Raw genomic sequence first — 26,726 nt, 5'->3', positions numbered from 1 at the left:
CGCTGAACTCATACCCGAAGATCGCTTGGCTGAAGCCGAGGTGCGTGCACAAGAATAGTTGTCGTCAGTGCCCAGGAGTAATTGACGCTGAGCACACGTCCTTGATCATCGAACGGAGAATGGCATTAAGGTCGTCCAGGCTGGTGATCTCTCCCTCGAGCACCTTCCTGGCCAGTTCGTCACGGTTGATCAGCACGGAAACCTCCTGGGACTTTCGCCCCTTAGTGGAGGTTTACACAGTTTTCGTTACAGGCCCGCTGCTCGAGCCAAAAAAGACTATAACCTTTCGTCTCGGCATCTCTTGTCGCTCGGGTAGCATTCAAGGGTTGAGACAGGATGGGAACTGGCGTAACTGGCGGCAAGTGCCTTGGGTTGCATAAATCCACTGAGTGGACAGACAGCTAATTAAACCAAAATAGGCTACTAGAATCTACCAGAATAGTATTATTCAGTTGCCTGGATCGCAGTTATGTTTTGATCAGTGGTTATTGTTCCGCTAGGAGAGTACGTTCCATCCTCATTTTTAATATTACCATTCCTGAAGTATGTTCCTATGATATAACTCTTCTGAGATATTTTTATATCCTTTGTTGCGAATATTATCCCAAGCCACTGACTATTTTGGTCCATCGTAAAACTTCCTAATGTCTCAAGATAAACATTTAAAGATAATTTTTTGTCAAAATCAGTTGCAGTGATTTGCTTATAGTCGGTATCGTCTTTGCTTTTTGCATAAACCTTAAAATTCTGTGACAACTTCACATCACCCTTGACATATATATTTATTGCTCCTGATGTTAAATCAAGATATAAGCTGTTGTTCTGGTCAAAATTTATCGACTCAAAATAATAATTTCCGGATGACAAATGAAGGCTATTGTTTTGGCTCTTGTTTAATATGTTGTATCCTCCAGGTGAAAGTGGGTCAGCAGTTGCATTGGTTGTTGTAGTAAGAAAATATTTTTCCTCTGTGTGAACAGGCGCTGTCATTGAGTCACAACTAGTATTTTGCTGCGATGCTGAGGTCTTAAAGACTTTATTGTTGTCGACGTTGGCGGATGATTTTATGTCTTTTGTTGTCCCGTAGTAGATATTGTCATATATCGTCAGTGCTTGTACTTGGCCTTTGTCGTCTTTGTATGTATAAACATGATTAACGTTTGCATTTTGGTCGATTGAGATTGATGTTAGGGCGACAATACTATCTTGGCTAGTGCTGACAGAGCCGCTATTAAGACTGCCTCTGACGCTGCTTTTTTGATTCAACGCAGTCGACCCTTTTGAAAAGGTGCTCCCATTGACGACAGCGTTCTGGTCGATTGTTAAATTGTATTCGGAGCAAACGTTCCCATTGATTATTGCGTTTTGGTTTATTTTTACTTCATTTGAACTGCTTTTTGAAATTATATCGCCATTTATAGTTGAATTTTGGTCAATTGTTATGCCATACCCATATATAGTGCCTGTTATGTTTGAATTTTGTGATATTGATATCGCTTTGTCTGGAGAATAGAATATGTATGGAAATTTTCTGGCCCACTCGGGCGTAACGGTTGGTCCTGTATAAGAATCATTAAGAATCCTTATCGCTTGTAGTTGTGTCCCTTTCGCAACGGTTCCTTTTGAGGATGTCCCAGTTGAAGAGTTTATTGTTACATATATATCACCTTCACTAAGTGTATATGTGTATGTGCCGGCAGAAAGTTTTTTATATTTCACATAGCGAATGCCTGATTCTGCTAGATAATAAGCTCTGTTGTTGTTTAGTTCATTGATTGAATTGTACGACGATGTGGTTAATGTATATATAACAGCGGTGCTTATTGACGAAAGAAGGACAAATGCGATAATAATTCCAATAAGTCCAAATCCTCTGGCACTAATTCCCCATGCAATTTTCATCGTAAGGCTACGCTTGTTTGGAATGTCTTGGAGATTCCATTAATTGTTAATTGAATAGACAGCATTACTATATTTGGCGAAACCTTGCTGACGGTAAAGCTGTCTACATTTTTTAAAATGGCATACGACTTATCGTTATTAACTACGAGGGCTAGTTCGTCGTTTTTAAGTGTAAATGTGTAGATATCACTTGACGATCTTCCTGTGTCAGTTGAAGGGTTGAAAGATAATGTTGCCCCGGACGCAGATTTCAATGCGCTTAAGAGATTGAGTTCTTTTGCAATTCTTGCTAGTGCAAATTGTGAATCCTGTTCAATCTGGACTGCCGTCTTGTTTGCATTAAAACTATTGACTGTATTTATATAGTATGCCCCTAAACCTATTGAAATAACTCCCAATAAAGTCAGGACGACAATTGTTTCAATTAGAGTAAACCCAGAATTTTTATTCATGGCTTCATGAAATAGCTTGCTAGCGATCCAGAGCTATCATCGCCAATTGTTACTTTTAAAATATCTGTTTTTGATTCGCTGACAACGGCTGATGCTAAGTCTGTTATAAATACTGCTTGAGGCGAATATTGCGCATATGTTGTTGTTACATATTCTTTTAGATCGTCAAGGACTGTCGAAGCATCCCCGCCTTGTGTTAATGCGTAGTATTTGTTTGTTATATCCGACATGGCGCTTAGAAGCGTCGTGGTATTTGTAAGGCTGGCGATTGGATTATTGAGCTTTGTTACTGTTGTCTGCATATATACTGAAAGATATGTTGCAAATATTGCCAGCAGCACAAAAAATATAATAATTTCAATTAGTGTAAACCCATTTTTCACTTTCATTCTATAAGCCCAGCCATTGGCCTAATTGTTATTGTCTGGCTATTCCCTTTGTTGTCTGACAAAGTAAACGAAATTGTTTTTGTTGCGCTTGCGCTTCCCCATCGGTCGAATGTTATATTTGTGCCAGTTATTGATATATTGTTTTTTGACAAGTCATGGGTCGATGACTGATCCCCAGGAAGTATTAACGTCGATGGCTTTGCTGTATAGCTATTCGATGATATTGTCAGTCCATAGCAATTATTACAAGAATCGTCTGACAATGCTTTAAACTGAATGTAGCGGAGATGTGATTTTAGTATTTCAGCTTCAATGACAAGGTTGGAGTCGAGTGGATTTTTGTTAATAATAACGATTGCTATTATTCCTAGGATGACTAGGACTGCAACCAGCTCTATGACAGTAAATCCACTTCGTTTCATTTTGATATATTTTTTTCAATTATAATGCCTGGAATTAAATTAGACACTGTCGATGGTAAGTAATAAAATAGTGCAGCGTAAAATAGGCTTACGTCTTCGATTTCTATGCAATATTTAATAAAAAGTGCTAAATTGAATATCAATAAGATCGATACTAGCAGCGATACAAATGATCTGCTCAATGTTTTTGAAATTAGAGTTGTTATGATCAGTAATGCATATGTTGTTATCCCGCTCCAGCTAGACTTGATAATCAGGGATTGGAGATCAGGGATAAATTCCATCCCTGGCGAGGTCAGGCAAAAATGGTAAAAAAAACAGTTTGATGCAATTGATATCGAAGAAAGGCAAATAATTCCAGAGGGTATTGAAATTTTTCTTCCAAGGGCATGCATAGGTTGCTCCAAAATGGGGCGTATATACACTTTTAGCATATACAGTTATTGTATACGAGTCAAGGTGGCCTACTCACTATGAATGGAGAAAAGCCTCTATTCACGTCGCCTTGAGGATCTGGCCCGCCTCCTTCGTGAAACGAGGGAGGCAGCCGGACTGCGCCAAGCCGATGTCGCGGAAAAATTACGGAAGCCACAGCCCTTCGTAAGTCGTTACGAAGCTGGCCAGCGCCGCCTTGATTTGGTCGAGCTTGAGGAGGTGTGCCGCGTTCTTGGTGTACGGCTCAGCGAGTTCGTCAAAAAATTTGAAAAAATTTAGCGGAGTTATCTCGATTGCCACGGAGCTTCGAAGTGAAGGTCTCCAAAGGCGCGATCTGAGGGTTTTCTTTGGCGGCTGCCTAAAGCGCGCCAGTGCTATTCAGGTTTTGCTCATTATCGCCGGCTTTTTCAGTTTTCAACGAGTTAGCTCCAGACGTCAGAACTTCTTCCACCAAATGATTGGCGTCGCACTCGTCTCTGTTCACATGGGGGCGGTCCGGACTTCGAAAATGGTGCGCGCTGGGTGGCCGGGACCCGAAGCGCCACAGGATCTGGTCCCGTGGGTCATAGTTTGCGTAATGGCTACTATTTTCGACAAGACAGCTAGCTGTGTCCACGTCCCTGGCTTCTCCAAACGCCGTCCACGCACAGCCTATAGCCCTGGCCGGACCGATTTGCCCATTTCTACGCCAGGAGTTGGACGCAGGAAATGGACATCAGGCCGCATTTGAAAACAGTGTTATGCGCGTTTTGTGGATTTACAGAAGTTGGTTATGAATTCTTAAAAACAAATATCGTAAGAATTTTACCGCTTCTAAGCTTCTCCATTTTTTATTTAATCCATTCACAGGCTCTTGATACCATCAAGCAATATACGCGTTGCTCTACAGTCATCCTCATTATAAAGAAGTATTCTTTCCTTGTCGCCTGGATCGCGTGACTTAACCCACTTATCGAACCATTCAATTGAAGCCGCCCCCGAAGGATTTTTGTCCCTCCAAGAAAATCCTAGATATTTGGCGAGGGTTTTGATGGAGTGATCATTTGTTGGCCACTCAGTCTTTTTAGTGACGACGTCAAAATACAGGTCGATTGCATTCTCAGGATCAAATATTGCCTCGATATCATTTGGCGTGCAAACAGTTGGATATTTTGATTGAAGCTTCCTCCAAATTGTCCTTTCATACTTAGAATAGTAATAAATAGAGCACGGTTTATTGCTTATAATAAATTCGTATGCCTTTCTAAATTCTGAGCGCTCTTCTGAACACGATTCGTCTTCTGTGAAAAATCCATAAAACCGTTCAGTTGTATTGTCAAAATTAGTCCGCTTTACAAATCCATGAAGATAGCAAAAGTCCCTGAGAGGATCGACTTCGATATCAAAAAATAGCTCTGTAGAGTGAGTCGGGAAGGAAATTGATTCTGTCAAATATGGTTTTGGGTTCGGTTCTTTTAAAAGCTGCGCACGTTGTTTGAATTTCAATAGCGAGTCAGGGCCAATGCCAGAGAATATGGTCTTTTTCCCTTTTGTGTAAGCAGTTATGTTGCACTGAGCCATGTCCTCAACCGTATCAATGCACATAGAGAGCGCGTCTCTCTTTGATCGTCCTAGGCCTGGTATTAATGTCAAGTCGTCTAGTTGTTTAATTTCAGATTTACAGGCTTCGTACCATTGGCACAATTTGCAAATGGCGCAACATGCTGGCCCGGGGCTTGTCCGCTTTGCTACGATATCACGGGCAGTTTGTAGCGATAATTCGTATGTCTCCCAAAGTGTTGATCCACTTTTATCGAGTGATGCTAGTAAATTGTAAGCAATAGTTTGTCCATTTATATCTAATATAAATGGCTCATAGCTCCTAGAGATCTTTAGTTGAAGTAGGATGTCAGTATAGAGCGCCACTTGAACAGCGTAATGCTTTTTGGGCTTAGAAAGATCTTCATTGCCTTCAAGGCCTGCGCCGGATTTGATATCACCAGCAATATATCCGTATGGCGTTTTCCGTAAAAGATCGGGGTCGCCAAGCAAGTCATCCTTGCGAATTCTTCCGCCGTGAATCAATGGTACGCCAGACCTGATGGCTTCAATGGTTTTTTTCTCGCGTTCAATCACCGGGAGCTGCGCAAGGTCCAGGCACGGCTCTCCGAGCTTACTGACAATATCAGCTTCATGTTCTGATCCTCGCTCCCAAAGGAGTCTGACAAAGGGGCTTACTTCTACTTTGTCAGCAGGATTGGCAAAACAGTCCATGTAGACTCTAGTTGGGCATTGCACGAGGTCATAAAGCATCGATCCAGTAATGTGTTTCGTCATGGCATATTCCATATATATTTATTTGGACTGTTGCTTTTTGTTGGCAATGCCAAATGGTATATGCACAGAAGGGAGCACTTTTGCCGCTTGTTCTAAATGCAACTCCTGGTCATCGAAGAAAATATGCGGAGCCAGCACTTCTAATACCCTCTTTTTTTCAATTCCACCCAGAAAGAAGGCTTCATCAACCGTTATCCCCCAACTCTGTATTGTGTTAATAACACGTTCATGAGATGGAGCATTCCTGGCGGTGACAATTGAAATACGTATTTTAGGCTTGTAGGCAGGATCTGTTTTTGCCTTATCCTTTTCTTTCTTTTGCAACATAGATAATTTTTCAAAAAATATTTTCAATGGTCCCGGGTTGTGCGGTGTGGCCGCTTTTTGAGTTTCATTGGCGTGAAATTTCCTAAGATCTTTTGTTTGTTGAAATATAATTTCTGCTTCATCGTCAATGATGACGCCATCGAAATCAAACGCGACTCTTAGTTCATGGTCGTCAACAATGTCGGCATGACTTGAATCAAGGACTCTCCCTGCAGGGTATCCTGCAATTATTGCCTGGTTCACGTCGGCTTCATTTGCAGATAGGAATAAATTTACAGAAAGGGCAGGTATGTAGCGATATGGTGTTTTGCCTTGTAAAAAGACTGCTCGTGTTATTCCAAGCCCATAATACTGAATTGATTTCATGACCCGCATGCCAGTGTGAGGATCATTTCTTGAGAGTAAGACGACTTCTACTGGGGGATCATCAGGAGAAATTTCGTTGACGGACAGAAGTCGCTTAATAAATGGAAAAGCAACGCCTTGATCAAATGGATGATTCTCGTTGGCGCTTTGGAATTTCCGATAGGCTTCTTCACCTTGTTCACGAAATATTTTGTCAGACTCGCTAAGATCAAATAGTGCGCTTGATGCGAGTCCTATAACAAGTCTATCGCTGAGTTCATAAGCCATTGGGGAAAATCTCCTTAACAATATGCCTGATATTGACGAGATTGATAACAAAACAAAATAATTGTCAAGGTCAATTGCGTTCAAGTTCTTCCAGGTTGACTTCTACTCAAAACCGACTGGCCCGATGTGAATTTATTCTTTGACCATTTCCATGCCACGGGGTTGTCTAACGCATGTTGTAAGTGCAGATCTGCCATTCTTCACGGTCTGGCAGGGGGGCTGGGCACTGGGGTGATGGTGAGTCCAAGTCCGGGCGCTATAATCTGAAGTAAATTTATTAAATAATTTCAGCATGATGTTACTGTAATTATTGCACCCTTGCCGCATGTATGTTTCATGGCAAGTGGTGATTATGTAGGTAATATACGCCAAAAATTATGGCGAAGTGGTATCCTGAAAAGTCTAACCCCAGGATTTTCAGCACCTCACTCTGGAAAATCTGGCCGTGGTGGGAAACAATGGATTCTTCGTCTCCACTTCTACGCCCACCGCCTGTCTCCCTTGTCCCTTCCTACCGTCAGAGCCAGCTTGCGCAAACAATACCGTTATACATGTTTGGATGCCGGCGTATTGATTTTTTTACATTCTTGGATGCCACCATCATTTATATTCCAAAAGCCTATTTGAAGTTGATAAGTTTTAATTTGATGACAATGTGATCATTCAAAGTAGACTGCAATGGATTTTCAAAAAATCAACTCCAGGCAAACTTAAATATCCCAGAAAATGGCAAGAGCAGATTAGGCTTCAAATAATTATTGACAAGCCTATGATTTTTGACTAGTCTTTTTCATCTTGGAGGTCATCCTTAAAAGCAAATAATTACAAATTAAGAGAGGTACTATTAATGAGTAAAACTAAAATTGATTGGACTGATTGCACCTGGAATCCTACGACTGGATGTACGAAGATAAGTGCTGGTTGCGCAAATTGTTACGCTGAAATAATGGCTAAAAGATGTAAGCTGATGGGCCTGATAAAATATCGAAACGGTTTTGATCTGACGCTGCATCCCGACATGTTGAATAAAAAGTTGAGTTACCGAGATCCAAAGATGATATTCGTAAATTCTATGTCGGACATGTTTCACAAAGATATTCCGCTTGAATTTATTGATGAAGTTTTTATGTATATGCGACGCGCTCCTCAACATATTTTCCAAGTGTTGACAAAACGAGGCGATCGACTGGAAGAATTATCCCCCCATTTGTTTTGGCATGACAACATTTGGATGGGAGTGACTGTAGAGAACGAACAGGCATTAGGTCGAATTGATAATTTACGGACAACTCCAGCGATTGTCAGATTTGTATCGATCGAACCACTCCTTGGGCCTCTTCCCGACTTAAACCTCGAAGGCATCCATTGGGTTATCGTCGGTGGCGAATCAGGTCCCAAGGCTCGTCCGATGGACTTGGATTGGGTTCGTCCAATTCGTGACAAGTGTATAAATCTGAGTATTCCTTTCTTCTTTAAACAAAAAGGTGGGTTCAGGAAGCAGGAAGGTTATAACGTCCTTGATGGCCAAGTTTGGCACCAGTTTCCAGAGAACCACATAAAGAAATAGCTTTTAGCTACAAACTAACGGCGATCACGGTTGGTCGCCGTTAGTTTGTACAAAGTAAACAAAATAATATTTTCAATAAAACATTGGTGATAATAAATTTACGGAGGAATAGTTATGGAAATTAGAAATGCACCGCAGAAACATATCATACACCGCTTGTTAAAAAGAGAAGGAATCTCCCAATCGTATTGCGCAACTGTCCTTGGAATCAGCCAAGCCCAGCTGTCAAACTACCTTCTTGGCTATCGTGAGATGCCCCTTGAGGTGGAAAGCCAATTATATAAAATCGTCAGATTTGACATTTGCTCCTTATAATAATGGGGGGGCAATAAAAATGATAAACATTCACACTCAACAAAAACATCGATATTCATCGATAAACATTTATAACTCCTGCATGCAACCAAATTCAAGTATATATACATATACCTTCAACGCGTCCGCGTATGCTTATATAAGTAATATACTCCAATCACTTATAAATACTCCCCTTAAATTACATACCAAACAAATATATACATTTATAAACATAGTTGTTGTTTGTGCATGGATAAAATCGTATTCAAGTATAAGCACTTCCCATCAATTGCGCCCAAGCTTGGAAATGCCATGTATAAACATTAACAACGCATATTGCCACCATTAGGAACTATATGCAAATTAAGTATAGATATATATTTAAATCAAATTATGACAAGCTGTTTATGCATGCACACAACAACTTCAAGAATAACCATTGAGTTGCTCAATAAGTGTACAATAAGCAATAATGAAAATATAAATTTAATAGTCTTATTTGTTAATTCTGGCCCCAAATTCTTAAGCAATATTGATCGTTTATAAACAAGAATACGACTGGAGGTTTCATTATGGATTACGATAGCTGCAATATAAAATTATTTGTTGATACTTTGTGCGGGACGCTTAACCTCCCCTTCGATGAAGTCAAAATGGCACAAGAAAATGCTGAGAGTAGTCCCTGGTTTATTAAGTCAAGTGCTACTACAAAGGGATATAAATATAGCTACATATACAATAACGAGATGTTTGTTTCTATAAGATTATCCTCGGCCGGCGGGAATTTTCGGGTAAAGTATTTTTCTCGCTTTCTTCAAGGCAACACAATTGACTCCATATATTTGAAGACAAGTGAGATGTTTACGCGGCTTGGTCTAGTATATTCGCCGGATGATCTGAAAAATAATTTGAAATTTAGTGAAGGTCATATTGCTGCCGACATAATTGGCCAAGGAGGTTACGAGGCCACGCGCATTATGCAGGATGCCATGTCTAGTTTGTACAATAATAACAATAAATATACTTTGCGCACCACTTCGCGCAATGAATTCTGGAATTATGGATCAAGTGAAAATACTGAATTTACAGAACGTTCTTGTGGTTTTAAAAATGTTATTTTGAAAGATCAACTTATAATTAACCAGTACGATAAGCTTCAAGAAATAATTGTCCACAACGACAACAACGATTACTGGTACGGATTGTATTCTAATTTTGGATCTATTGACCGGGAGGTTATGACTTATATCCGTGAGGCTCGTGAGTACAAAGACAAGGCACAATTATATAGATATTGCCTTGACAATAACTATGGTATTTTTCGCCTGGAATTTCAGATTAAACGGGAATTCTTTTTGCAGCATAGACGCGAATTCCCATCATTAAATACAGTATTTGACTTTTTGCAGGTTCCAGCAACGATACTTAAGTATATATTGGACAAAATATTTTGCATTTGCACCAAGGGAGTGGTGTCGTTTCCTGTCGAGCCTTATGCACTTATATGGCAAAAATTAATGGAGATAATCTCAGAGGATGAGGCCGGCGTCCTTGGCTCCAATAATGGAGAAATTGAATACAACATCGAAAGTAATGTCCGGAGAGCAGTAACCAGAAGAAAATCATTGATTTCATGTATGAGGTCATACGTCAAAGAAATTTCTTGGCTTAAAAAAAATATCAGCGGATCGTTCTTTAATTTAGACGAAGAATATGAACATCTCGAAGAGGTCGTACATGATGTAATTGAGAATAACAACACTCCGTTTGACTTCTTAGATAGATTCCAAGGGTAGATTGTGGCCTGGGGATGCTTCCAGCTTAAATGGTGAGACCATGGCGGTGGAGATAATGGTTTGTTTCGGAGTGGCCTCGTGCCTGTGGGTCCGCCAGGCCTTACCTGAACAGTGATGAGCAGGTTTAGTCGGCCGGCACTGGACCACTTGACCAGTATTTTGTGGGCAAGGGCTTATTTCGTCCCAGGACGCCACTGGCTGCGTTTTCGTGGCCAAGACGACCGTTGCCCTGCCCGGGGTGCTAAACGGGGCGGATACGGGCGATTTGGAGCATCTGCCGGCGATGAAAAACTACAAATTGATGAATTTAGTGCTTATTTATTTCAGCATTGCCAAAGTAAACTTTTAAGCTCAAAAATTGTTATCTTGAAAAACATAAATAAAACCCAAAAATAATGAGGTCAAAATGAAAAGTAAAAAGTTGTACGATTTGATTATAAAAGCAGGATCATTAAAACATGATACTGAAGCATTGTGCGACACCCCACAAAAAGCACTAGTAAATATTCGTAAAATTTTTAGGTTACGATTGTTCCTGATCAAGAACAAAGACACCATACCAAGTCCTACGTCTCGCCCAATAGATCAAGGATTTGCCAGACAAGAGCGGCGACGAAAACTCCGCCTTGCTTTTAAAAATGGAAAATTTCAATTGCCAGAATACCCACATTTACGAGAGCTTGAAAATGAATAGACTCGGCAAATTACAAAGAGCAATTATTCATCTGCTTCATGACGACGACTATATCGGTGTTGACCAAGTTATTGAACACTTAGCCTTGCCTCGTACACGTTCAAATCTTGTGTCGGTCCGTCGCGCATTCCATTTATTGAAAAAACGAGGATTTCTAAAAGTTGCAAAATTTGATTATGACGATGGGCACGCCTGGGGCTTAATCGCTTGGCTACCCGAAACAAAGATACCAGACATTGCTGAAGAAATAAAAGTGATTGAGGTCGAAAGTGTTATCTTGAATTTTTTAAATTATTTAAAAGAGGAATTCAACTCCTCGTCCGGAGTCGATTACAGACTCATCCTCAATTACATCAAAAAATTGAATGGTAAACTCGGAAATATACAGGAGGGTGACGCCAGAATTCCAGTGTCGTACCATAGAGCACTCAAGTCACTGGCGGCAAAACAATCAATTGTGCTTGATTTTATAAAAGACAATGGACGAATTGAAACTGTTGCCTTGAATTGTTTCAACGAAGTAAACCAATAAATACCATTATTCACTGGCTTAAGAAGTTGCTGTAATTCAATAGCCCCCGAGATCATTTCAGATCTTGGGGGATTTTATTTATCTGCTACAGGAAACATTGCTTCAACAAGGCGTTCGGCGTCGGCTTCGAGGAACAACTGGTCAAGAAATCCGTCGGGCAATGAAAGGACCAGTTCATCGAACTCCTTGCGCGACAAGGGCGTCTTCTTCCAGGGCTTGGCGGTCTCATAGTCACGCCGGGAAACCTTTAGCACTGCCCATGGTTTGTTTAATGGTTTGGCGCTCCCCATAAGATACTTATATATGCAATGACGACTATTTGCAAGCTAGATTTTGCGCCGGACGGGTCTTTGCTGCGTCATCGTCCTCAGCAATATCTTCTTTGCCATTAAATATTTCCATTATCTGCTCATAACGCTCATGCCCGCTCTCGCCACCCATCCGCACTCCATACGATAAGAGTTTTGCAACGGGCAGCTTGCCAACGCACTTGTCACACATGGTGAGCAGACAATTGCTTATGCCAACTTCTATTCCGCCATCATAAAATCTCTCATAGTTTAAATTTAATGAATAAAAATAAGTATTTTCAGAAATATCTTTGCCGCATATATCACATACAAAAATCATAACACACCTCCATTTAGTTTTAAAATGTTTTATTGAAAAATTTTATTTGAAAGTAAAATTTCGAGTTGACTTTTTGGGCGGTACGTATATTCGACGATCCATAGTTTTAAAAACAATGGAGAGCGCTACGTGACACCAATGAATCTCTTTTTTTACGGTACACTCCGCAGGGGACAGTCAAACTATCAGCGTCTCCTTGACGGCAGTGAAGGATTTGAATTTGTTGGATCTGCGGTGACCATCAATAAGTACACAATGTTCTCGTCAGGGATTCCTTTCGTCCACAAACAACCAGAGACATCTTTCATTAAAGGAGAAGTGTTTATGGTCTGGGACAATAAGTTGGTAAAATCGCTGGACGCGTTGGAAGGCCATCGGGACGGCGAGCGTCACGGCTACCATCGGGAACAGACGCCTGTTCGGCTTGATAATGGGGTCAATATGCTCGCCTGGCTCTACTTTTTCTACGGCGTCCCCCACGGCACGATAGTCCAATCTGGAGATTGGTTGAATAAGAACAACAAGTAACAGTAATTGTTGTCATGAAAGTTAACTATAAATACCTTGACTACGTCAGATATTGGCCTGGAAATTCGAGGGTTCATGTTATTATTGATGCACCTCACTGCGCCGGTACTCCCGATGAGAGTGACGAGAAGACTTTAGAATTGTCTCACGATTTAGCCGAAGTCACGGGTGCTGGCGTAATACAAAGCTTGATTCCCAGGAGCCTCGCAGACCTGAATCGTGATATTGACTTTAATAACGCAGCTTCGGTTCAAGCTCACGCTCAGCAGCGGAAAGCCTTATGTCAGATCCTCAGGCATAAAAATGCCATTAATGGTGCAAAAAAAGTCACCAGCTGTTTTTTGTATATTTCCCTGCACGGGATGAAGAATTATTTTTCTGCCGATTTGGTGCCGATCGACATAGAACTTGGCACTAGGTGGGGCGCGTTGTGCGACGAAGACACTGCACAATATTTAAAAGCCATCTTGGATAACTCTGGAGCTTACAATATTTTACTGGACAATAAATTTGTCGGAACCCGATCGCTTTATTGGCATATCAATGGAGATCCGCGTGTTCCAGCATATAAAGGGTATGGCCGGAATCTCAAGGTTGTCCAGGTCGAATTGAGTCATGACCTTCGATTTAATTATTACAGCACAACATTAAAAGCACTAGCTGTGGCTATTGCTTCTATTCAGCAGAATTTATTCAAGAGTAATAAGAATAGACAATACGCGATGATTAACTAAAGAGAGATGGAGATGTTCACATTGATCGGCCGAACGTTTGTTGCTTACGAAGACAAGAACCTTGGTAGGTCAACTGTAGGTTTGCTTACTCAGTCCCAGGGTAATACCAACGAGGACGAATGGTTTTCGTTGCTGGTGAATTTGATTGAAAGCAATTCCAAAGTGCATATTGCCTCCTTTCGGGGCATGGCCGTTGATATCGATGAAGTCAGGTCGATTATTTTTCATGACAACAATAAATGTCAAGGGAAGATCAAATTGTTAAAAGCGTTAATCTTGGCCAAGCTTCGAGAATTTGAGAAAAATTTTTAAACATTCAATAGCCTAATTGCCAAAATTATTTAAATATCTTTGAAAGTTCAAGCTCGTGCAGTAATATATTTTTTGAATATTTCATAGATTAACTTGACAAAATTCCAATAATGTGCGACAACAAACTCAACGAAACGCAAGGAGGATTCAAAAAAATGGAGCTAGTCAGTTTTAAGTTTGGTTTATTTGCCAACTTTTTCTCGAAAACATTTAACTATTCATTGGAGGTTTATCATGAGTATGGACACAAATTATTATCTTAAGTGTGATCTTAACGAGCGTGGATGGACGGAACACCTGATAGATATTTTTTACGGACGTCCTGACAAGCTTAAACATAGACGTGGTTTTAAAAACAACTTGTGCCTTTACAAAAAAGACAATGTCTTCGAGATCGAGGAAAGCGATGCCTTCAAAAGAGGCTTCGAACACTCAATCAGAACCAGGGCCGAGCGTGCAATCCATTATTTTTATAAGAACGACAAATTTTCAAGAGATGAGGTTGTTAGTGTAAAAATCAAGGTGCTCGGTGCATTCCAGCGCTTTGCACATACCAAAATATCCGTCCCTAACAGGAGTTTGTACAACACATTGCATCATTATTTCAATGATAGCGACGCCCGTTTCTTTGTTTATGACGTTGCGTGGGGCGAAAAATTCTACGCGAAGTTCATTGTTGATCATATAAGAGAATGCAGGACAAATCACTCTAAAGAAATCTTGAGACTTATGGAAATAAAGAATCTCGCAGACTCTCATGATATACGATTTCCTTCATTCGAGAGGTGTATTCTTGCGTTAAGGCGATCGGCAAATACAGCAATAAGCCAGAGGCATGATTTTTTGTTCGAGGAATGCTTAAGGCAAAATAGCCTACTGTCAGCAGATTGCATTAACATGGTTTCGCCAATCGGTGAAAACGAAAGCTTTAGAGCGGCGTAGTTACTTTTGCTGCTAACAAGGCTGGCAAGGGTCCCCTCTCTTCGGAGACGGGACCCTTGTATTTTGTAAATCAACGTGCATAAAGGTTACTGCAAACACACCACAGCCTGCAAACTAGATCAGCCCAACCTAGTGAAGTATCTGCTTGGTTTCGTAGTCGCTGAGAACCTGTCCCACAAAGATTTTCAGCGCCAACCGAGCAAATTGCCATCCTTCACTGGGTTGAAACGATTTTCAACCGACGCACTCGAATCCGGCCGGGACCGTTTGTCAGATAGAGCGGCAGCCTGAGGGCGGTTCGCTGCTCAAATCCGAAGATCTCAAGTTAGTGCGAGCCATCTGGCACCAATAGGGGGCCATGGGCGCGGTGACAAGCGCACCAATCCCAACGGGGGGGGGAGAATTTCAAAAAAATATATATTGCATTTGTTACGATAGGTTAGTGCAAAAATATTACCCCGGTAGACACCATTAAATACAACCATAATGCATTGTTCTAAAATACAATGCAAATCGCATATGTATTAATGTTACACTTCATGTATGGTCAAAAATTGCACACAATAAGTATGCACTTTATGATTTTTTAGGCAGTTTTTTAAAACATTGCTTGACTTGTCCAAGAAATTATCGTTTATAGAGTCATGGAGCTGACGGTGTCAGGTTTAAAATAAGAACAGAAGGAGTATTATGATGGCAAAATATGATATAATTCATTCCTGTGGACACTCTAGGACAGTGTTCCTGTACGGGAAACACAACGAACGCGAGCGCAAGATTGAATGGATGGCCAACCAGGATTGCCCATCTTGCTGGGCGGCCAAGAAGCGCGAATCCGACGCCCTCAAGCCCATTACGGCCACTATCTCATTGCTGCCCTTTCCTGGCGCTCGCGGCCATGTCCCGGTATTTCAGATCGCCCTTACCGGGGGCACCGAACCCCGCAAGGAAGAGATTAAAGCTTTGGGGTATAAATGGGGTGGCATTTGTGGGAACTTCATGGAAATGTTGTCTTTTAGCAGTCACCCAAAGGGCTGGGTGCGAAAAATTGAATGGATAACGGATGATGAAGTAACCGCTTCCATCAAGGCCCTGGCCCCTCTCAATCCCAAAGTTGTAAACAACATCAAGCCGTGGGATGTGGTCTTGCTCAAACAAAGACAAGCCATGCACCAGGCCCAGGAAGCAGCAGTATCCGCCATCCCCAAGCCTGAGCGGCCGGCCTGCTACCCCGTTGGCCGCTGGAACGGAAAAATCTACGGAGGCTTCCGCATCTACGTCGATGGTGAAGAAGTCCAGCTCAACAGGGCAGATGCCCAGGCCATCCTAGTCTATCAAACTGCCATGGCCTCCTACAAGGAGGCCTGCGTGAAAGTACGGGAGCAAGTGGCCTAAAGAGATAATGGAAAAGTATCATTCAAAACTAGATAAAAAACTTTTGCAACTTAAATGGTTTTATAAAGCTGTTGTATATATGCCTGACGGTTTTGCTGGCTTCGTTTTAAAAATGTGGCTCATAACGATCCTGGCGCTGGCGGCTTTAAATTTAACAAAATAATGGAGGAATTATATCATGTCTAATGTCGCAGTTGAAAAAATGTCGGTAGCATATCCAGAGATCAGATTATTGCACAAATCAATGAAAATATGGATAGCATCGAGGGGAAACTAAGCGAATTGTCTGAAAGTATTAAAAGCATTGGCAACACAATGAGTAGCGGTTACCAAGATAATTACACTGATGATGATTTAGAATGGATGTGGGAAGAAATAAAAGATATTAGTATTTGGTTTGGTGGCGTAAGCGACGAGATATTGCGACTCTTAAGATTATTGGGCGTAAAGATGGAATATAGGTTGGTTTATGAAGTAGATGTAGATAAGTGTGCTGAGTATTATGATGAAGATTATTGCACTTCGCTGACATGGCCGGAAAGGATACATAAGAAAGGTGTTACTCGGATGGCTAGTTATTCATTGGATTCCAATGTGCCTTGTGTTGAGTTTTCATCCATTAAAGATATTTGTGTTGGCTGTGAACTTCCAGAAGACACTTTAATTAAAGTTGACGAATAGTAAGGACGGGCCGCATCATTACAAAACTGGCAGCCTAGCCTGTCCATTAAGATGCAAATTTTCCAATTTCATTTATATATAACAAGAAAAGGTCCCGTTCCTTTCTGGGGGTGGGGCCTTTTTTCATGGTGCATCAGGCAGGGCACACTCAATTGGTGGTTAAAGTGTCCAGGCCAGCTTCGGGGATTTGGCGGCTTGAAGGCGAGATGGTGATTGGCGGAAAAGAGAAGCAAGGAGACTTCGTGATCAAAAACGCTAAGATAAATGCCATGTGTCAACCATAATCGAACGTCATGACCTGATGGTTTTGTCAGCTTTAATTTTATATTTCTAGTTGACGAAATGCGTCCATTTAAATTATAGAATATCCATTACGATTGACAGCGCCATGGAGGACGTCATGACCAAGACCTGGGCTTATCTTAGAGTGTCGACCTCTCGCCAGGAGCTAGACAACCAGCGACTCGAAATCCTTGGGTTCGCCAACCAAGCTGGTCTCCGTGTTGATGAGTTCTTGGAAATTGAGATCTCCAGTCGGAAGTCGACGAAGGAGCGCCGGATCGATGACCTGCTGCAGCGCTTGGCCCCCGGGGACACCATTATCGTGAGTGAATTATCCCGCCTCGGCCGTTCGCTGGGGGAGATGGTTCAGATAGTTGAACAGTTCAAGGAAAAGGACGTGGCGCTGATCGCCATCAAGCAGGGGATCAATACCCGAAACGACTCCGATATGGCGTCCAAATGCATCATCTACTTATCGGGGATGTTTGCTGAGTTGGAACGGGACTTTTTAAGCCAAAGAACTAAAAATGGCTTGGAAAGGGCCAAGGCGCAAGGCAAGGTCCTCGGTCGAAAGAAAGGAAGTCTTGGTAAGTCGAAAATGGATGATTGTATCGATGAGATTAAGCGACTTATTGGATTGAATGTACCAAAGGCATCGATTGCAAAGATTCTTGGAGTCAGCCGTCAATCGTTATATAAGTTCATTGAAAGCAGAAATATTAATGTCCAATAACTGCGCAGGTATTTAGTCAAGGACTTTTTCTAAAACAGAAATATAATGTTTGGCCAAAAGATAAGTATTGCTTTATTTGGAAATTGATGTATGGTCTTCCTAAGTAAAGCTTAAGGAGGACATTATGAACATTGAACGTGGATATTTTTCGATGGATGACTTGGCTGAAAGAGGATGGTCTCTTCGCATGACACAAAGGTTTTACGGTGAACCAGAAATGAGTGTAAATTCAGGAGTTCATCAAAAACAATGGAGGTTTTTTGAAAAGTCTAAAATATATATTATTGAAAAATCGAATGAGTTTAGAGCAGCTAAAGCAATGCACGTGAAACGATCTAACCAGAGAGTGGTGCGTAAGTTAAGTTATCAGGCAATTTTTGCGTACAATTTTTGCAAACATTTTGAATTACAATTAACCAACGCTGGTTCAGCGGAGTTGATTTCCCGCGCACTCGATGCATACGATCAAGCAATGTTGCAAAGAACTGGCAGGGAGAAACCCGCCAGGGACAGATGCTGGCACCATGAAATATCGTCTGCTAAGCTCTTGTCGATAATTTTGGAGTATATTAGAATTCATGAATCGAACTATTTGTATGCCCGTAATTACATAGATATGCTTCGTATTGAGTTGACGAGAAGAGGTGCTGAATTCAGGGACTATCAAAAGTGCCTGTCTGTTTTAAACAAAGCATCGAATCAAACAATATTAAACGGATATCCTGACATATTGATGTATTGTGACGACATCGGATTCGAAAAGGAATTTGAAAGAAGATCTGGACAGGTAAGTCCAAAAGTCAACACGAGCATGTATCAATAGCAACGAAAATAAAGCTGTTAACGCCTGGGGTATAGCAAGAGGTTCAGGCGTTAACAATTCAGTATACTCTTAGGATTGTTTTTTTATCTTAGGACATATGTAGAAAGCTCATAATTTTACTTGGCGTATGTCTAACGCCGCGTGCTCGCACTTGCGGCAATAGGGCATCAATGTAGCAATAGCCATATGTTGTAAAAATAACGAACCGACGAGTTGCGACATTTGCAATAACTGTAAATTATAAAAATATGGAGAGCGTCATGGAGAGCACTGGTTATATTATGAAGCAAGATTTGGTTGAAAAAGGGTGGACAAAGACTCTTATTGCTAAGTTCGCAGGGAATCCAGACAAATTTAAACGTCATTCCGGATACAAAAATCCGCTGTGTTTGTATGATAGTGATCGAATAAGCTCAATAGAATCGATGAATGAATTTCGAGAAGCCTTTGAACTTTCTGTATTGCGGCGAAAAAAAGTTCAAGAAACAAAGAAAATCAATAAAGATAAGGCGTGGAGCGAGAAACAATCATTTCTTGAATCAAAAATCAAGACAATCATCGACGATTATTCGAATATTGCCATAGATGTTAAGTCAATTCCTGTTGAAGACATTGAAGTTGCTGCCCTTCAGAGCTACAATCACTGGGTAAACGACAAAATTGATTATTTTTTGAGAAAGCATGACTCGAGATGGGAGGAGTTCTTTGAAGAAACAGTATGCACAAACAGGATGGCTGTTAATTTTATTCGTCACCGATTGACAAATTACGAGGATAAACTTGGCATCTTAAACGAGCTGTCTAGATCCTTCGAGGAATTTGATATACCCTTTTCAGAGTGTCGCCAGTGCTACAAGCTGTTGAAAACTGCAACGAATAGGGCAATAGCTGAGAAATATCCTAAATTCTCAACTGAATGTTGTCGCCAAATCGCAATAATGGAAGAAGAATAGGCATTTTAGAGTGTGGTGTTGATTGCATTTTGTCGGGATGGGTGCTTGTGCTTGGCTTTAAAAAAACAATGACATGCACCGAACTAGCCATGTTTGAACGGTCATCGCACAACATGTAGGTGATTATGATTTTCGCAATACATCAAAGCAAAAGCAACCTGAAGACATACCTGTTTACCAAAGAACGAGACGACCTTTCAATGGTCCCTGAGGGCATTCTCGAACAATTGGGGAAAGTACAATTTCTCAGAAATTCACGCGAGCCTGCACATGAAACGGACATCATTTCTTTGAGATACAAGGAAATCGTGGCAAGGATTGCGGCTGATGGGTACTGTGTAATGAAGCTCTGACGCGTCTACTTTCTTCTAAAGCACAATTTTCCATGAAGCATTTTTGAGGAGAGCTAATAATGAAGATATATCAGGCAGGTCCATTGTTCACAGAAGCAGATCGCGATTGGCACAAAAAATTTTCTTCTGCACTCAATAACAAAGGGCATATATCAATCTGGCCTGGCGACCTATTCGACGATGGCTATTTGTTGTCTCTTGGGAGCAAGGCTAAAAATCATATCTTCGAAAAATGCAGGAATGCCATTGACGAGTGCGATATTGTTGTTGCCCTCCTCGACGGAACCCAGGTCGACGATGGGACTTCATGGGAAATCGGCTATGCTTTCGCAAAGAATATCCCTATTTATGGAATAAGAACGGATTTTCGCAATGGTGGAGACACGAACCATTCAATCGTCAACTGTATGATCGAGTGCTCGTGTAAGGGGATTGCGAAAAGTATTTCCGGCTTGCTTGAACTCCTATAGATCACCATGGATCTAGTTGATCTCCAGGGCCAGATAGAGCGGGTCACTTTTACTAGCAAAGAGAGTGGCTACACCATTGCAAAGGTCAAGGTGTATGGCCGCCGGGAACTTGTGACCGTCGTTGGCAATATCTTGTGCCCCACTCCGGGCGAGATCATCAAGATGAAGGGAGAGTGGTCGAATCACCCCAAGTTCGGCGAGCAGTTCAAACTCGCATATTACAAGACGACTACCCCTGCTTCTGTCCACGGGATTGAAAAGTACCTGGGATCTGGCCTCATCAAGGGCATCGGCCCAGTCATGGCCAAGCGCATCGTCAAGCTGTTCGGGGAAGCCACGCTGGACGTCATCGAGGCCGACATCCAAAAGCTTGTGGAAGTTCCGGGCATCGGCTCGAAGCGCATCGGCATGATCAGCCAAGCCTGGGAAGAGCAAAAAGAAATCCGCTCCGTCATGCTATTCCTGCAGACTCACGGCGTCAGCTCGGGATACGCGACGAAAATCTACAAGCAGTACAAAAACGAATCCATTGCCGTCGTCCAGGAGAACCCTTACCGGCTGGCCCACGACATTTTCGGCATCGGCTTCGTCACGGCGGACAAGATCGCTCAAAAGCTCGGTTTCGACAAAAACTCACCGCTTCGAGCCGAGGCCGGCATCATCTACGTCCTGCACCAGCTATCCGACGAAGGCCACGTCTTTTACCCCCGAGAACCATTAATCGAGAAAGCCAACGAGACCCTGAAGGTTGAGACGGTCATCCTTGCTGATGCGATTACCAGGTTGGCCTCGGATAAGAAGGTCGTCTGTGAGACCCTGGATGCCGACAGCGGCCCCATCGACGCCGTTTATCTCGCCAAATTCCATCTTTCCGAGAACCAGGTGGCCGTTCGGCTGAAGGCCCTCATGGTAGCCCCGAAAGGTGTCCGCACCATTGATGCCCCAAAGGCCGTGGAATGGGTTCAGGAAAAGCTGTCCATGACACTGGCGGAGAAGCAAGTCGAAGCGGTCAAGGCCGCAGCTACGAGCAAGGTCCTGGTCATTACCGGGGGGCCGGGGACGGGCAAAACGACAATTATCCAGGCCATCCTGAAAATTTTCTCCGCGATAACCAAGCACATCCTACTGGCAGCACCGACAGGCCGAGCGGCGAAGCGCATGTCCGAAGCCACCGGCCATGAAGCCAAGACCCTTCACCGGTTAATGGAATATTCCATTCAAAAAGGCGGTTTCCAAAAGAACGAGGACCACCCCCTCGACTGTGAGCTGATTGTCGTGGACGAGGCATCCATGATCGACCTCATCCTGATGCACCACCTGCTCAAGGCCATACCGAAGCCGACCACCCTGATCCTGGTGGGTGACGTTGACCAGTTGCCCTCGGTGGGGGCCGGCAACGTGCTCAAGGACGTGATCGCCTCTGGAGCCATTCCTGTCGTGGAGCTAAACGAAATATTTCGGCAGGCTCAAAAATCCTCCATTATCGTCAATGCTCACAAGATCAACAGGGGGGGCATGCCCGACCTTCGGCCGAAAATGGAGGGCGACGATTTTTACTTTGTCGAGGAGGACGAACCCGAACGAGCGCTGCAGCGAATAATCCAGCTGGTCAAGGAACGGATTCCGATAAAGTTTGGTCTGGACCCGATCGACGACATCCAGGTATTAACTCCCATGAACCGTGGCGTTGTTGGGACGTCAAACCTGAATAGCGCTCTTCAGGAGTCGCTCAATCCTCGGGGGGAAGAAATCGCCCGAGGCGGACGGACGTTCCGGGTGGGCGACAAGGTCATGCAAATCAAAAATGACTATGACCGGGAAGTATTTAATGGTGATATTGGACGAATCGTAAAAATTGATTCAGAAGAACAAGAGTTAATTGTCGTCGTTGATGGGCGAAATGTGAAATATGAGTACACAGACCTAGACGAGCTAGTTCTTGCCTATGGTGTTTCCATTCACAAGTCACAAGGCTCTGAATATCCAGTAATTGTTGTCCCGATAATGATGCAACACTATATAATGCTACAAAGAAATTTAATATATACTGGAATTACTCGAGGAAGGAAGCTTGTTGTCCTCGTTGGCCAAAAGAAGGCGCTTGGCATAGCCGTGAGAAATAATAAGACTTTATTTAGAAATACTTTTTTAAACAGAAGAATAGCACTAGCGAAATAGAAGATAATTCTGTGTCATGGTTTGTTTATATAGTTGAATGCTCGGATGGCACTCTGTATTGCGGTATAACTTGTGACCTTGAACGCAGAGTCAATGAACATAATGGGCTACAGCCAGGCGGGGCGAAATACACAAGAAGTCGGAGACCAATTCGTCTTGTTTCAACTGCAACTTTTCAAAACAGATCAGAAGCTTCGAAGGCTGAATATAAAATCAAAATGGCATGCAAGAGCAAGAAAGTATCTATTTTAGAAGCATTGCAAGGATCTGACCGTGAAACGATTCGGTAAGTGTTCGTTGCTATCAACCCGTGGCATTGGCGAAAAGATACGATCTCATTGGCAGAAAAATCAATGGTGGTTGCGACGTGGAAAATGACATGAATTTACTTGAAAGTATTTTTAGCGAACAAATCGTCTTTGATGCCGTCAAAACAATCGTTCGCACAAAAGACAGAGACGCTTATTTTAAATGGCTTAGTGACAACATTGAGCATTATTTGCCAGAGGATTTGGATTTTACCGATGGTCAGCGACAAGCGTTGATTGAAATTTCCATAGCCCTTGGACGAATGATTTGGAACGCGACCCCTCTGCCCTGGAATAAATTTCGGCCTCAGCCGTTGCCGACACCAGGAAGAAATGAAAAATGCTTTTGCGGGTCAGGAAAAAAATACAAACAGTGTTGTGGCGACAGCGCAAATCAACTACCCCAGATTGATCCTCAAGTCATTTGGCCTATCCTAGTTTCCGTTATTCCTTCAAAAGAATTGAAAGAAGCTCTTCTAGATTCTTCGATACCCATGACTGCCATTCTTGTAGTTGCTGATAGACATGTCAAAGAGGGGCGTCCGCAAAAGGCCATTTCCTTATTGCAACCATTTTTTAAAGACGAAATAAAAGGTCACGGAGAAGACTTTGACTACGCCCTCCATTTGCTTTGCAACGCATATGATGATCTAGATAAATATAAATCCAAGAATATCTTACTGAAAAAAATTGTGGAAACAGCGCCACGTTCTCCACTTCGGTCTTCGGCTTGGCAACGACTTGCAGCCATTCGGATCGATAAAGGAGACACTGCAGGGGCTTGGGAAGCATTTAAAAATGCGATGAAGGATAGTCCTGACTCAGTTGATTTGAGTCATTTGGAATTACAACTCCTTGCTGTTGAAGGAAAATGGAATCAGGTTCAGGAAAGGGCCAACTTTTGGCTCAAGAAATTCAAGAACCTGCCCAAGGAAGCACAAGTTGACTATGCTGATCTTGTAGATTTAATCAAACATGCAGCAAAGAACCCCAAAGAAGCCCTCGCGACTCTTTCAATTGACTCTGGCAACGATCCTTCTCATGTCCTGCATGACTGGATAACAGATGCGACCGAAAGGCCTATTCCTGAATACCAATTAGAAAAAGATAATGAGCTGGATATGGACGATGACGAAGAGCATTTAATCAAAAGATTCTCCAGCAAGTTGCAAATGATGGGCGTTACCAAAGATGAACTTAAAACAACAGCCAAAAGGCTTGTTGAGGAATTGAAGGCATCATCAAGCCCTGGCGAGGAACCGGCTGATGAGTCCAACCCCGCCGAAAACAATCATGAATACTCCATTAGAACTCCTGAGTCCCTCATGAGCTTAGAAAAGAAATGGGAGAGTGTTTTCCCACTCGACAAGCCTTTTGGAACAAACAATGAGTCCTTCTCCTCCGTTGACCCTTGGGAACAAAGCACAGCAAAAAAATGGTTGCTGTTTCTGGGAAACAATCCAGCAACCTTCGACAGCTTGACAATACTTGATGACATCGCAACAGCCTTTTTTTCAAATGATTATTTTCATGACGAATCTTTTTTGAAAAATATGGTTTTGCCAATCTTAGATCGTTCGTTCGCAATTGTAAAAAATATCAAACTCGAGGGCGAAGAAACGTTGCCGTGGGGATTCATTGAAAATCGTCCGGCCCTACGTCCCCTTTCGAGATTGGTCACAGTATTCTCTATGCTCGACAAGGATAAGCGACTTGAGGAAGTTGTAGATGTCTATCTCCGACTAAATCCTAACGACAACCATGGCGTTCGAATGTTCAAAATGAATAGATTGTTAAGTGAAAACAAAAACAACGAAGCTTTTATTTTTTCAAGGAGATACCCTGAAGATTTTGATTTAAATATTTTGCTTGGAAGAGCGTTGGCGTCTTTTAGACTAAACAAATTAGAAGATGCCCATAAAACTGTAAATGCCGCTATTGATGTTTGCCCCAAATGTGTCCATTATCTTACGACAAAGAATATAAAGCAACCAAAGCTGTCTCCTGGCCTCGTGTCAATAAAAGGGGCGGACGCTGCGTGGTTCTATCGTCTAGCAATGCGCGACGTATGGCTCGAAACAAATGGAGCCATTGAGTGGCTGCAAAAGAATTTTGAAAAGCCTAAGAAAGGGAAACCGGGACAACCCGAGCAACTCAAGCTGGTATAATTGAAAGTAAAAGCCCCCATTGTCCAAGTGGCCAACGAGGGGGCTTGTTCACTTGTCCAGGGACGGGAGTTTTTACGAGGTTAGGGGACACGAGTTCTTACGAGTCCCGTTCGGTTAGATCCAGCTCCCAGCATAATGCCGGGTACCGTTTTTCCGCTCCCATTTTTGCTTCGCAGCCCCCGCCAGCGGAATTCCCGCCACATCGCCCACGATATCTTACGGCGCGAGTGTCAAACAGCACTGAAAATTGACCCCTCCCACATCGCGACCGCCTGGGAATATATCTTCGGCAACGACCAGCAAGAAGTGGCTCAAACAAAATACAATCTAAAACAATGCTATTTTTATGTAGTAATAATAAATTGCACAGAATATGTATGTAATAATTATGTTGTTTCTAATTTGGTTATTGCATTTTTGAAGATTTTAGCTTGACATTTTTTTAAATTTAGTGTTTAAAAGTCTTGGATTTGGTTTCACAGGATCCAAAAATATTTTTTCAGGAGTTTTATTATGACGGAAATGATGAAAAATGAAATGCTTGACAAGATCAACACGTGGATTGGTGAAAGTTTAGAATTGCATCAATATTCTGATAAAAAAATCCATGAAGTGTTGAATGAAAATGCGATGGACTTTAACATCAAAGAAGCTCTTGATATAGGGCTTGCTCTGACTAAAAGCAAGCTTACTAGATCAGAGTTTATGTTCATTCTTGACGTGCTTCAGGGTGCCATTGTTAGCCGCCACTTGGCCACTTGGTTCAAAGAAACATTGGTCTATTGTTATGCCAGTGAAGACAACAGGCTTGTTAACAGGCGGTATGTTAAATGGGGCGTGGACAAGCAAGTCCTGCTGGATAAGGTTTCCAATTTAACTTACCTGGAGACATGGGCGCTCCTGGATTATGTGGAACGATATTCATGTAATCTAGACAAAACGTGCTTGGACGACTTCGTGGAGTTGTTGGCGAGGAGTGGCCATCTAGAGCCAAAGCCAAGGTGTGTAGACGGAAGTGCCAATCATCACGTTCCGATAATTAGCTGATTCTTTTCCACACAAGGAGGGGTTGTAGGGGTCTAGGATTTCTTGGACAGTTTCGCCCTGAAAGTTATGCCGCCCTGGTGCTCAGCGTCAATTACTCCTGGGCACTGACGACAACTATTCTTGTGCACGCACCTCGGCTTCAGCCAAGCGATCTTCGGGTATGAGTTCAGCGCCGCGTCCGTGGTCATTGCCGCGAAGCTGAGTGTCCGCATTCCGCTTTTGCGCTTCCTGGTTCCGGTAACTCTGGCCGGTCAGCTCCAGGATGACGCAATGGTGGACCATCCGGTCGATGGCCGCCGCCGTGGTCATGGAATCTTTAAAGATTTTGTCCCATTGCGAGAACACGAGGTTGCTGCTGATCAGCACGCTGCCGCGCTCATAGCGCTCAGCCAGGAAGGTGAAAAGCACTTCCATCTCCTCGCGGTCC

33 protein-coding genes are annotated in these 26,726 nt (G+C 42.5%); 23 read left to right on the top strand and 10 right to left on the bottom strand.

Translation table 11 applies throughout. From position 1 onward, the window contains the following. Positions 1 to 64: 64 nt before the first annotated feature. The 5 genes from Q368_RS27325 to Q368_RS27485 all read right to left on the bottom strand — a co-directional run bounded on the left by Q368_RS27325 (position 65) and on the right by Q368_RS27485 (position 3,165). Complete coding sequence (locus tag Q368_RS27325) at positions 65 to 196, bottom strand: hypothetical protein (protein ID WP_281174658.1); 132 nt, start codon at positions 194 to 196, stop codon at positions 65 to 67. A 248-nt stretch (positions 197 to 444) separates the two neighbouring features. Beyond that, positions 445 to 1,902 (bottom strand): DUF7305 domain-containing protein, encoded by a 1,458-nt coding sequence (locus Q368_RS26080; protein WP_156955836.1) that lies wholly within the window; start codon positions 1,900 to 1,902, stop codon positions 445 to 447. Beyond that, a complete protein-coding gene (locus Q368_RS25120) occupies positions 1,899 to 2,354 on the bottom strand; it encodes a PulJ/GspJ family protein (protein WP_084158949.1) in 456 nt (151 codons plus the stop codon). Before Q368_RS25120 ends, Q368_RS26080 begins: the two co-directional genes overlap by 4 nt. After that, entirely contained in the window at positions 2,351 to 2,743 is a 393-nt protein-coding gene (locus Q368_RS25115; protein WP_084158948.1) for a type II secretion system protein, read from the bottom strand. The genes Q368_RS25120 and Q368_RS25115 overlap by 4 nt, the downstream gene beginning before the upstream one ends. Then, positions 2,740 to 3,165: a prepilin-type N-terminal cleavage/methylation domain-containing protein gene (locus Q368_RS27485; protein ID WP_043786653.1), complete on the bottom strand. Its 426-nt coding sequence runs from the start codon at positions 3,163 to 3,165 to the stop codon at positions 2,740 to 2,742. The genes Q368_RS25115 and Q368_RS27485 overlap by 4 nt, the downstream gene beginning before the upstream one ends. 477 nt (positions 3,166 to 3,642) lie before the next feature. On the opposite strand from Q368_RS27485, the gene Q368_RS24200 reads away from it, so the two are divergent. Then, positions 3,643 to 3,879, top strand: coding sequence for a helix-turn-helix domain-containing protein (locus tag Q368_RS24200; protein ID WP_052360337.1), 237 nt, complete (start codon positions 3,643 to 3,645; stop codon positions 3,877 to 3,879). A 564-nt stretch (positions 3,880 to 4,443) separates the two neighbouring features. On the opposite strand, the gene Q368_RS25105 is transcribed toward Q368_RS24200, so the two are convergent. Further along, positions 4,444 to 5,916, bottom strand: coding sequence for a TM0106 family RecB-like putative nuclease (locus tag Q368_RS25105; protein WP_162179671.1), 1,473 nt, complete (start codon positions 5,914 to 5,916; stop codon positions 4,444 to 4,446). An 18-nt stretch (positions 5,917 to 5,934) separates the two neighbouring features. Continuing rightward, the gene (locus Q368_RS24195; RefSeq protein ID WP_052360336.1) at positions 5,935 to 6,876 is read right to left on the bottom strand and encodes a 5'-nucleotidase; all 942 of its coding nucleotides are present in this window, start codon (positions 6,874 to 6,876) and stop codon (positions 5,935 to 5,937) included. Between the two features lie 847 nt (positions 6,877 to 7,723). On the opposite strand from Q368_RS24195, the gene Q368_RS24190 reads away from it, so the two are divergent. The 6 genes from Q368_RS24190 to Q368_RS26055 all read left to right on the top strand — a co-directional run bounded on the left by Q368_RS24190 (position 7,724) and on the right by Q368_RS26055 (position 11,762). After that, positions 7,724 to 8,443 carry a DUF5131 family protein gene (locus Q368_RS24190; RefSeq protein WP_052360335.1) on the top strand — a complete coding sequence of 240 codons (720 nt, stop codon included), beginning with the start codon at positions 7,724 to 7,726 and terminating at the stop codon, positions 8,441 to 8,443. 114 nt (positions 8,444 to 8,557) lie between these two features. Beyond that, the gene (locus Q368_RS27480) at positions 8,558 to 8,758 is read left to right on the top strand and encodes a helix-turn-helix domain-containing protein (RefSeq protein ID WP_156955835.1); all 201 of its coding nucleotides are present in this window, start codon (positions 8,558 to 8,560) and stop codon (positions 8,756 to 8,758) included. A 554-nt stretch (positions 8,759 to 9,312) separates the two neighbouring features. Beyond that, the gene (locus Q368_RS26070; protein ID WP_156955834.1) at positions 9,313 to 10,536 is read left to right on the top strand and encodes a hypothetical protein; all 1,224 of its coding nucleotides are present in this window, start codon (positions 9,313 to 9,315) and stop codon (positions 10,534 to 10,536) included. A gap of 208 nt (positions 10,537 to 10,744) precedes the next feature. After that, a complete protein-coding gene (locus tag Q368_RS26065) occupies positions 10,745 to 10,885 on the top strand; it encodes a hypothetical protein (protein ID WP_156955833.1) in 141 nt (46 codons plus the stop codon). Positions 10,886 to 10,942: 57 nt separating this feature from the next. Continuing rightward, complete coding sequence (locus tag Q368_RS26060; RefSeq protein ID WP_156955832.1) at positions 10,943 to 11,230, top strand: hypothetical protein; 288 nt, start codon at positions 10,943 to 10,945, stop codon at positions 11,228 to 11,230. Continuing rightward, positions 11,223 to 11,762: a hypothetical protein gene (locus tag Q368_RS26055; RefSeq protein ID WP_156955831.1), complete on the top strand. Its 540-nt coding sequence runs from the start codon at positions 11,223 to 11,225 to the stop codon at positions 11,760 to 11,762. Before Q368_RS26060 ends, Q368_RS26055 begins: the two co-directional genes overlap by 8 nt. 74 nt (positions 11,763 to 11,836) lie before the next feature. Here Q368_RS26055 and Q368_RS27320 read toward each other — a convergent pair whose 3' ends face one another. Next, a complete protein-coding gene (locus Q368_RS27320) occupies positions 11,837 to 11,959 on the bottom strand; it encodes a hypothetical protein (RefSeq protein ID WP_281174657.1) in 123 nt (40 codons plus the stop codon). 118 nt (positions 11,960 to 12,077) lie between these two features. Further along, positions 12,078 to 12,392, bottom strand: a complete 315-nt coding sequence (locus Q368_RS26050) for a hypothetical protein (RefSeq protein WP_156955830.1) — start codon at positions 12,390 to 12,392, stop codon at positions 12,078 to 12,080. 138 nt (positions 12,393 to 12,530) lie between these two features. Here Q368_RS26050 and Q368_RS25100 point away from each other — a divergent pair, with 138 nt between their 5' ends. From Q368_RS25100 to Q368_RS0121705, 16 genes are all read left to right on the top strand, one after another. After that, positions 12,531 to 12,920 (top strand): gamma-glutamylcyclotransferase family protein, encoded by a 390-nt coding sequence (locus Q368_RS25100; protein WP_029461136.1) that lies wholly within the window; start codon positions 12,531 to 12,533, stop codon positions 12,918 to 12,920. Between the two features lie 14 nt (positions 12,921 to 12,934). After that, entirely contained in the window at positions 12,935 to 13,654 is a 720-nt protein-coding gene (locus Q368_RS26045; RefSeq protein ID WP_156955828.1) for an N-formylglutamate amidohydrolase, read from the top strand. A 12-nt stretch (positions 13,655 to 13,666) separates the two neighbouring features. Then, on the top strand, positions 13,667 to 13,966 hold the full coding sequence (locus Q368_RS0121725) for a hypothetical protein (protein WP_156955827.1): 300 nt from the start codon (positions 13,667 to 13,669) through the stop codon (positions 13,964 to 13,966). A gap of 234 nt (positions 13,967 to 14,200) precedes the next feature. Continuing rightward, positions 14,201 to 14,908, top strand: coding sequence for a hypothetical protein (locus tag Q368_RS26040; RefSeq protein WP_156955826.1), 708 nt, complete (start codon positions 14,201 to 14,203; stop codon positions 14,906 to 14,908). Between the two features lie 693 nt (positions 14,909 to 15,601). Next, positions 15,602 to 16,303 carry a hypothetical protein gene (locus Q368_RS24180; protein WP_156955825.1) on the top strand — a complete coding sequence of 234 codons (702 nt, stop codon included), beginning with the start codon at positions 15,602 to 15,604 and terminating at the stop codon, positions 16,301 to 16,303. Positions 16,304 to 16,310: 7 nt separating this feature from the next. Beyond that, positions 16,311 to 16,466, top strand: a complete 156-nt coding sequence (locus Q368_RS26035; protein ID WP_156955824.1) for a hypothetical protein — start codon at positions 16,311 to 16,313, stop codon at positions 16,464 to 16,466. Between the two features lie 89 nt (positions 16,467 to 16,555). Then, entirely contained in the window at positions 16,556 to 16,984 is a 429-nt protein-coding gene (locus tag Q368_RS26030) for a hypothetical protein (protein ID WP_156955823.1), read from the top strand. Between the two features lie 400 nt (positions 16,985 to 17,384). Next, positions 17,385 to 17,999 (top strand): recombinase family protein, encoded by a 615-nt coding sequence (locus Q368_RS0121715; RefSeq protein ID WP_029461133.1) that lies wholly within the window; start codon positions 17,385 to 17,387, stop codon positions 17,997 to 17,999. A gap of 124 nt (positions 18,000 to 18,123) precedes the next feature. Beyond that, positions 18,124 to 18,822 carry a hypothetical protein gene (locus Q368_RS26025; RefSeq protein ID WP_156955822.1) on the top strand — a complete coding sequence of 233 codons (699 nt, stop codon included), beginning with the start codon at positions 18,124 to 18,126 and terminating at the stop codon, positions 18,820 to 18,822. 260 nt (positions 18,823 to 19,082) lie between these two features. Further along, the gene (locus Q368_RS26020; protein ID WP_156955821.1) at positions 19,083 to 19,775 is read left to right on the top strand and encodes a hypothetical protein; all 693 of its coding nucleotides are present in this window, start codon (positions 19,083 to 19,085) and stop codon (positions 19,773 to 19,775) included. A 125-nt stretch (positions 19,776 to 19,900) separates the two neighbouring features. Then, on the top strand, positions 19,901 to 20,128 hold the full coding sequence (locus Q368_RS25095; protein ID WP_084158946.1) for a YcgL domain-containing protein: 228 nt from the start codon (positions 19,901 to 19,903) through the stop codon (positions 20,126 to 20,128). Positions 20,129 to 20,187: 59 nt separating this feature from the next. Then, on the top strand, positions 20,188 to 20,598 hold the full coding sequence (locus Q368_RS25090) for a nucleoside 2-deoxyribosyltransferase (RefSeq protein WP_084158945.1): 411 nt from the start codon (positions 20,188 to 20,190) through the stop codon (positions 20,596 to 20,598). Between the two features lie 6 nt (positions 20,599 to 20,604). Beyond that, positions 20,605 to 22,776 carry an SF1B family DNA helicase RecD2 gene (gene recD2 / locus Q368_RS0121710; RefSeq protein WP_029461132.1) on the top strand — a complete coding sequence of 724 codons (2,172 nt, stop codon included), beginning with the start codon at positions 20,605 to 20,607 and terminating at the stop codon, positions 22,774 to 22,776. A gap of 11 nt (positions 22,777 to 22,787) precedes the next feature. Then, the gene (locus Q368_RS25085; protein ID WP_084158944.1) at positions 22,788 to 23,066 is read left to right on the top strand and encodes a GIY-YIG nuclease family protein; all 279 of its coding nucleotides are present in this window, start codon (positions 22,788 to 22,790) and stop codon (positions 23,064 to 23,066) included. Positions 23,067 to 23,155: 89 nt separating this feature from the next. Continuing rightward, a complete protein-coding gene (locus tag Q368_RS25080; RefSeq protein ID WP_084158943.1) occupies positions 23,156 to 25,252 on the top strand; it encodes an SEC-C domain-containing protein in 2,097 nt (698 codons plus the stop codon). A 513-nt stretch (positions 25,253 to 25,765) separates the two neighbouring features. Further along, the gene (locus Q368_RS0121705; RefSeq protein ID WP_029461131.1) at positions 25,766 to 26,299 is read left to right on the top strand and encodes a hypothetical protein; all 534 of its coding nucleotides are present in this window, start codon (positions 25,766 to 25,768) and stop codon (positions 26,297 to 26,299) included. A gap of 114 nt (positions 26,300 to 26,413) precedes the next feature. Here Q368_RS0121705 and Q368_RS0121700 read toward each other — a convergent pair. Continuing rightward, positions 26,414 to 26,726 (bottom strand): ATP-binding protein (locus Q368_RS0121700; RefSeq protein ID WP_029461130.1); only part of this gene is annotated, 313 nt, incomplete at its 5' end.

It is taken from the genome of Solidesulfovibrio alcoholivorans DSM 5433 (assembly GCF_000702665.1).
Classification (GTDB): Bacteria; Desulfobacterota; Desulfovibrionia; order Desulfovibrionales; family Desulfovibrionaceae; genus Solidesulfovibrio; species Solidesulfovibrio alcoholivorans.
The sequence above is the reverse complement of the archived record's forward strand: the minus strand, read 5'-3'. Positions and strand labels throughout refer to the sequence as shown.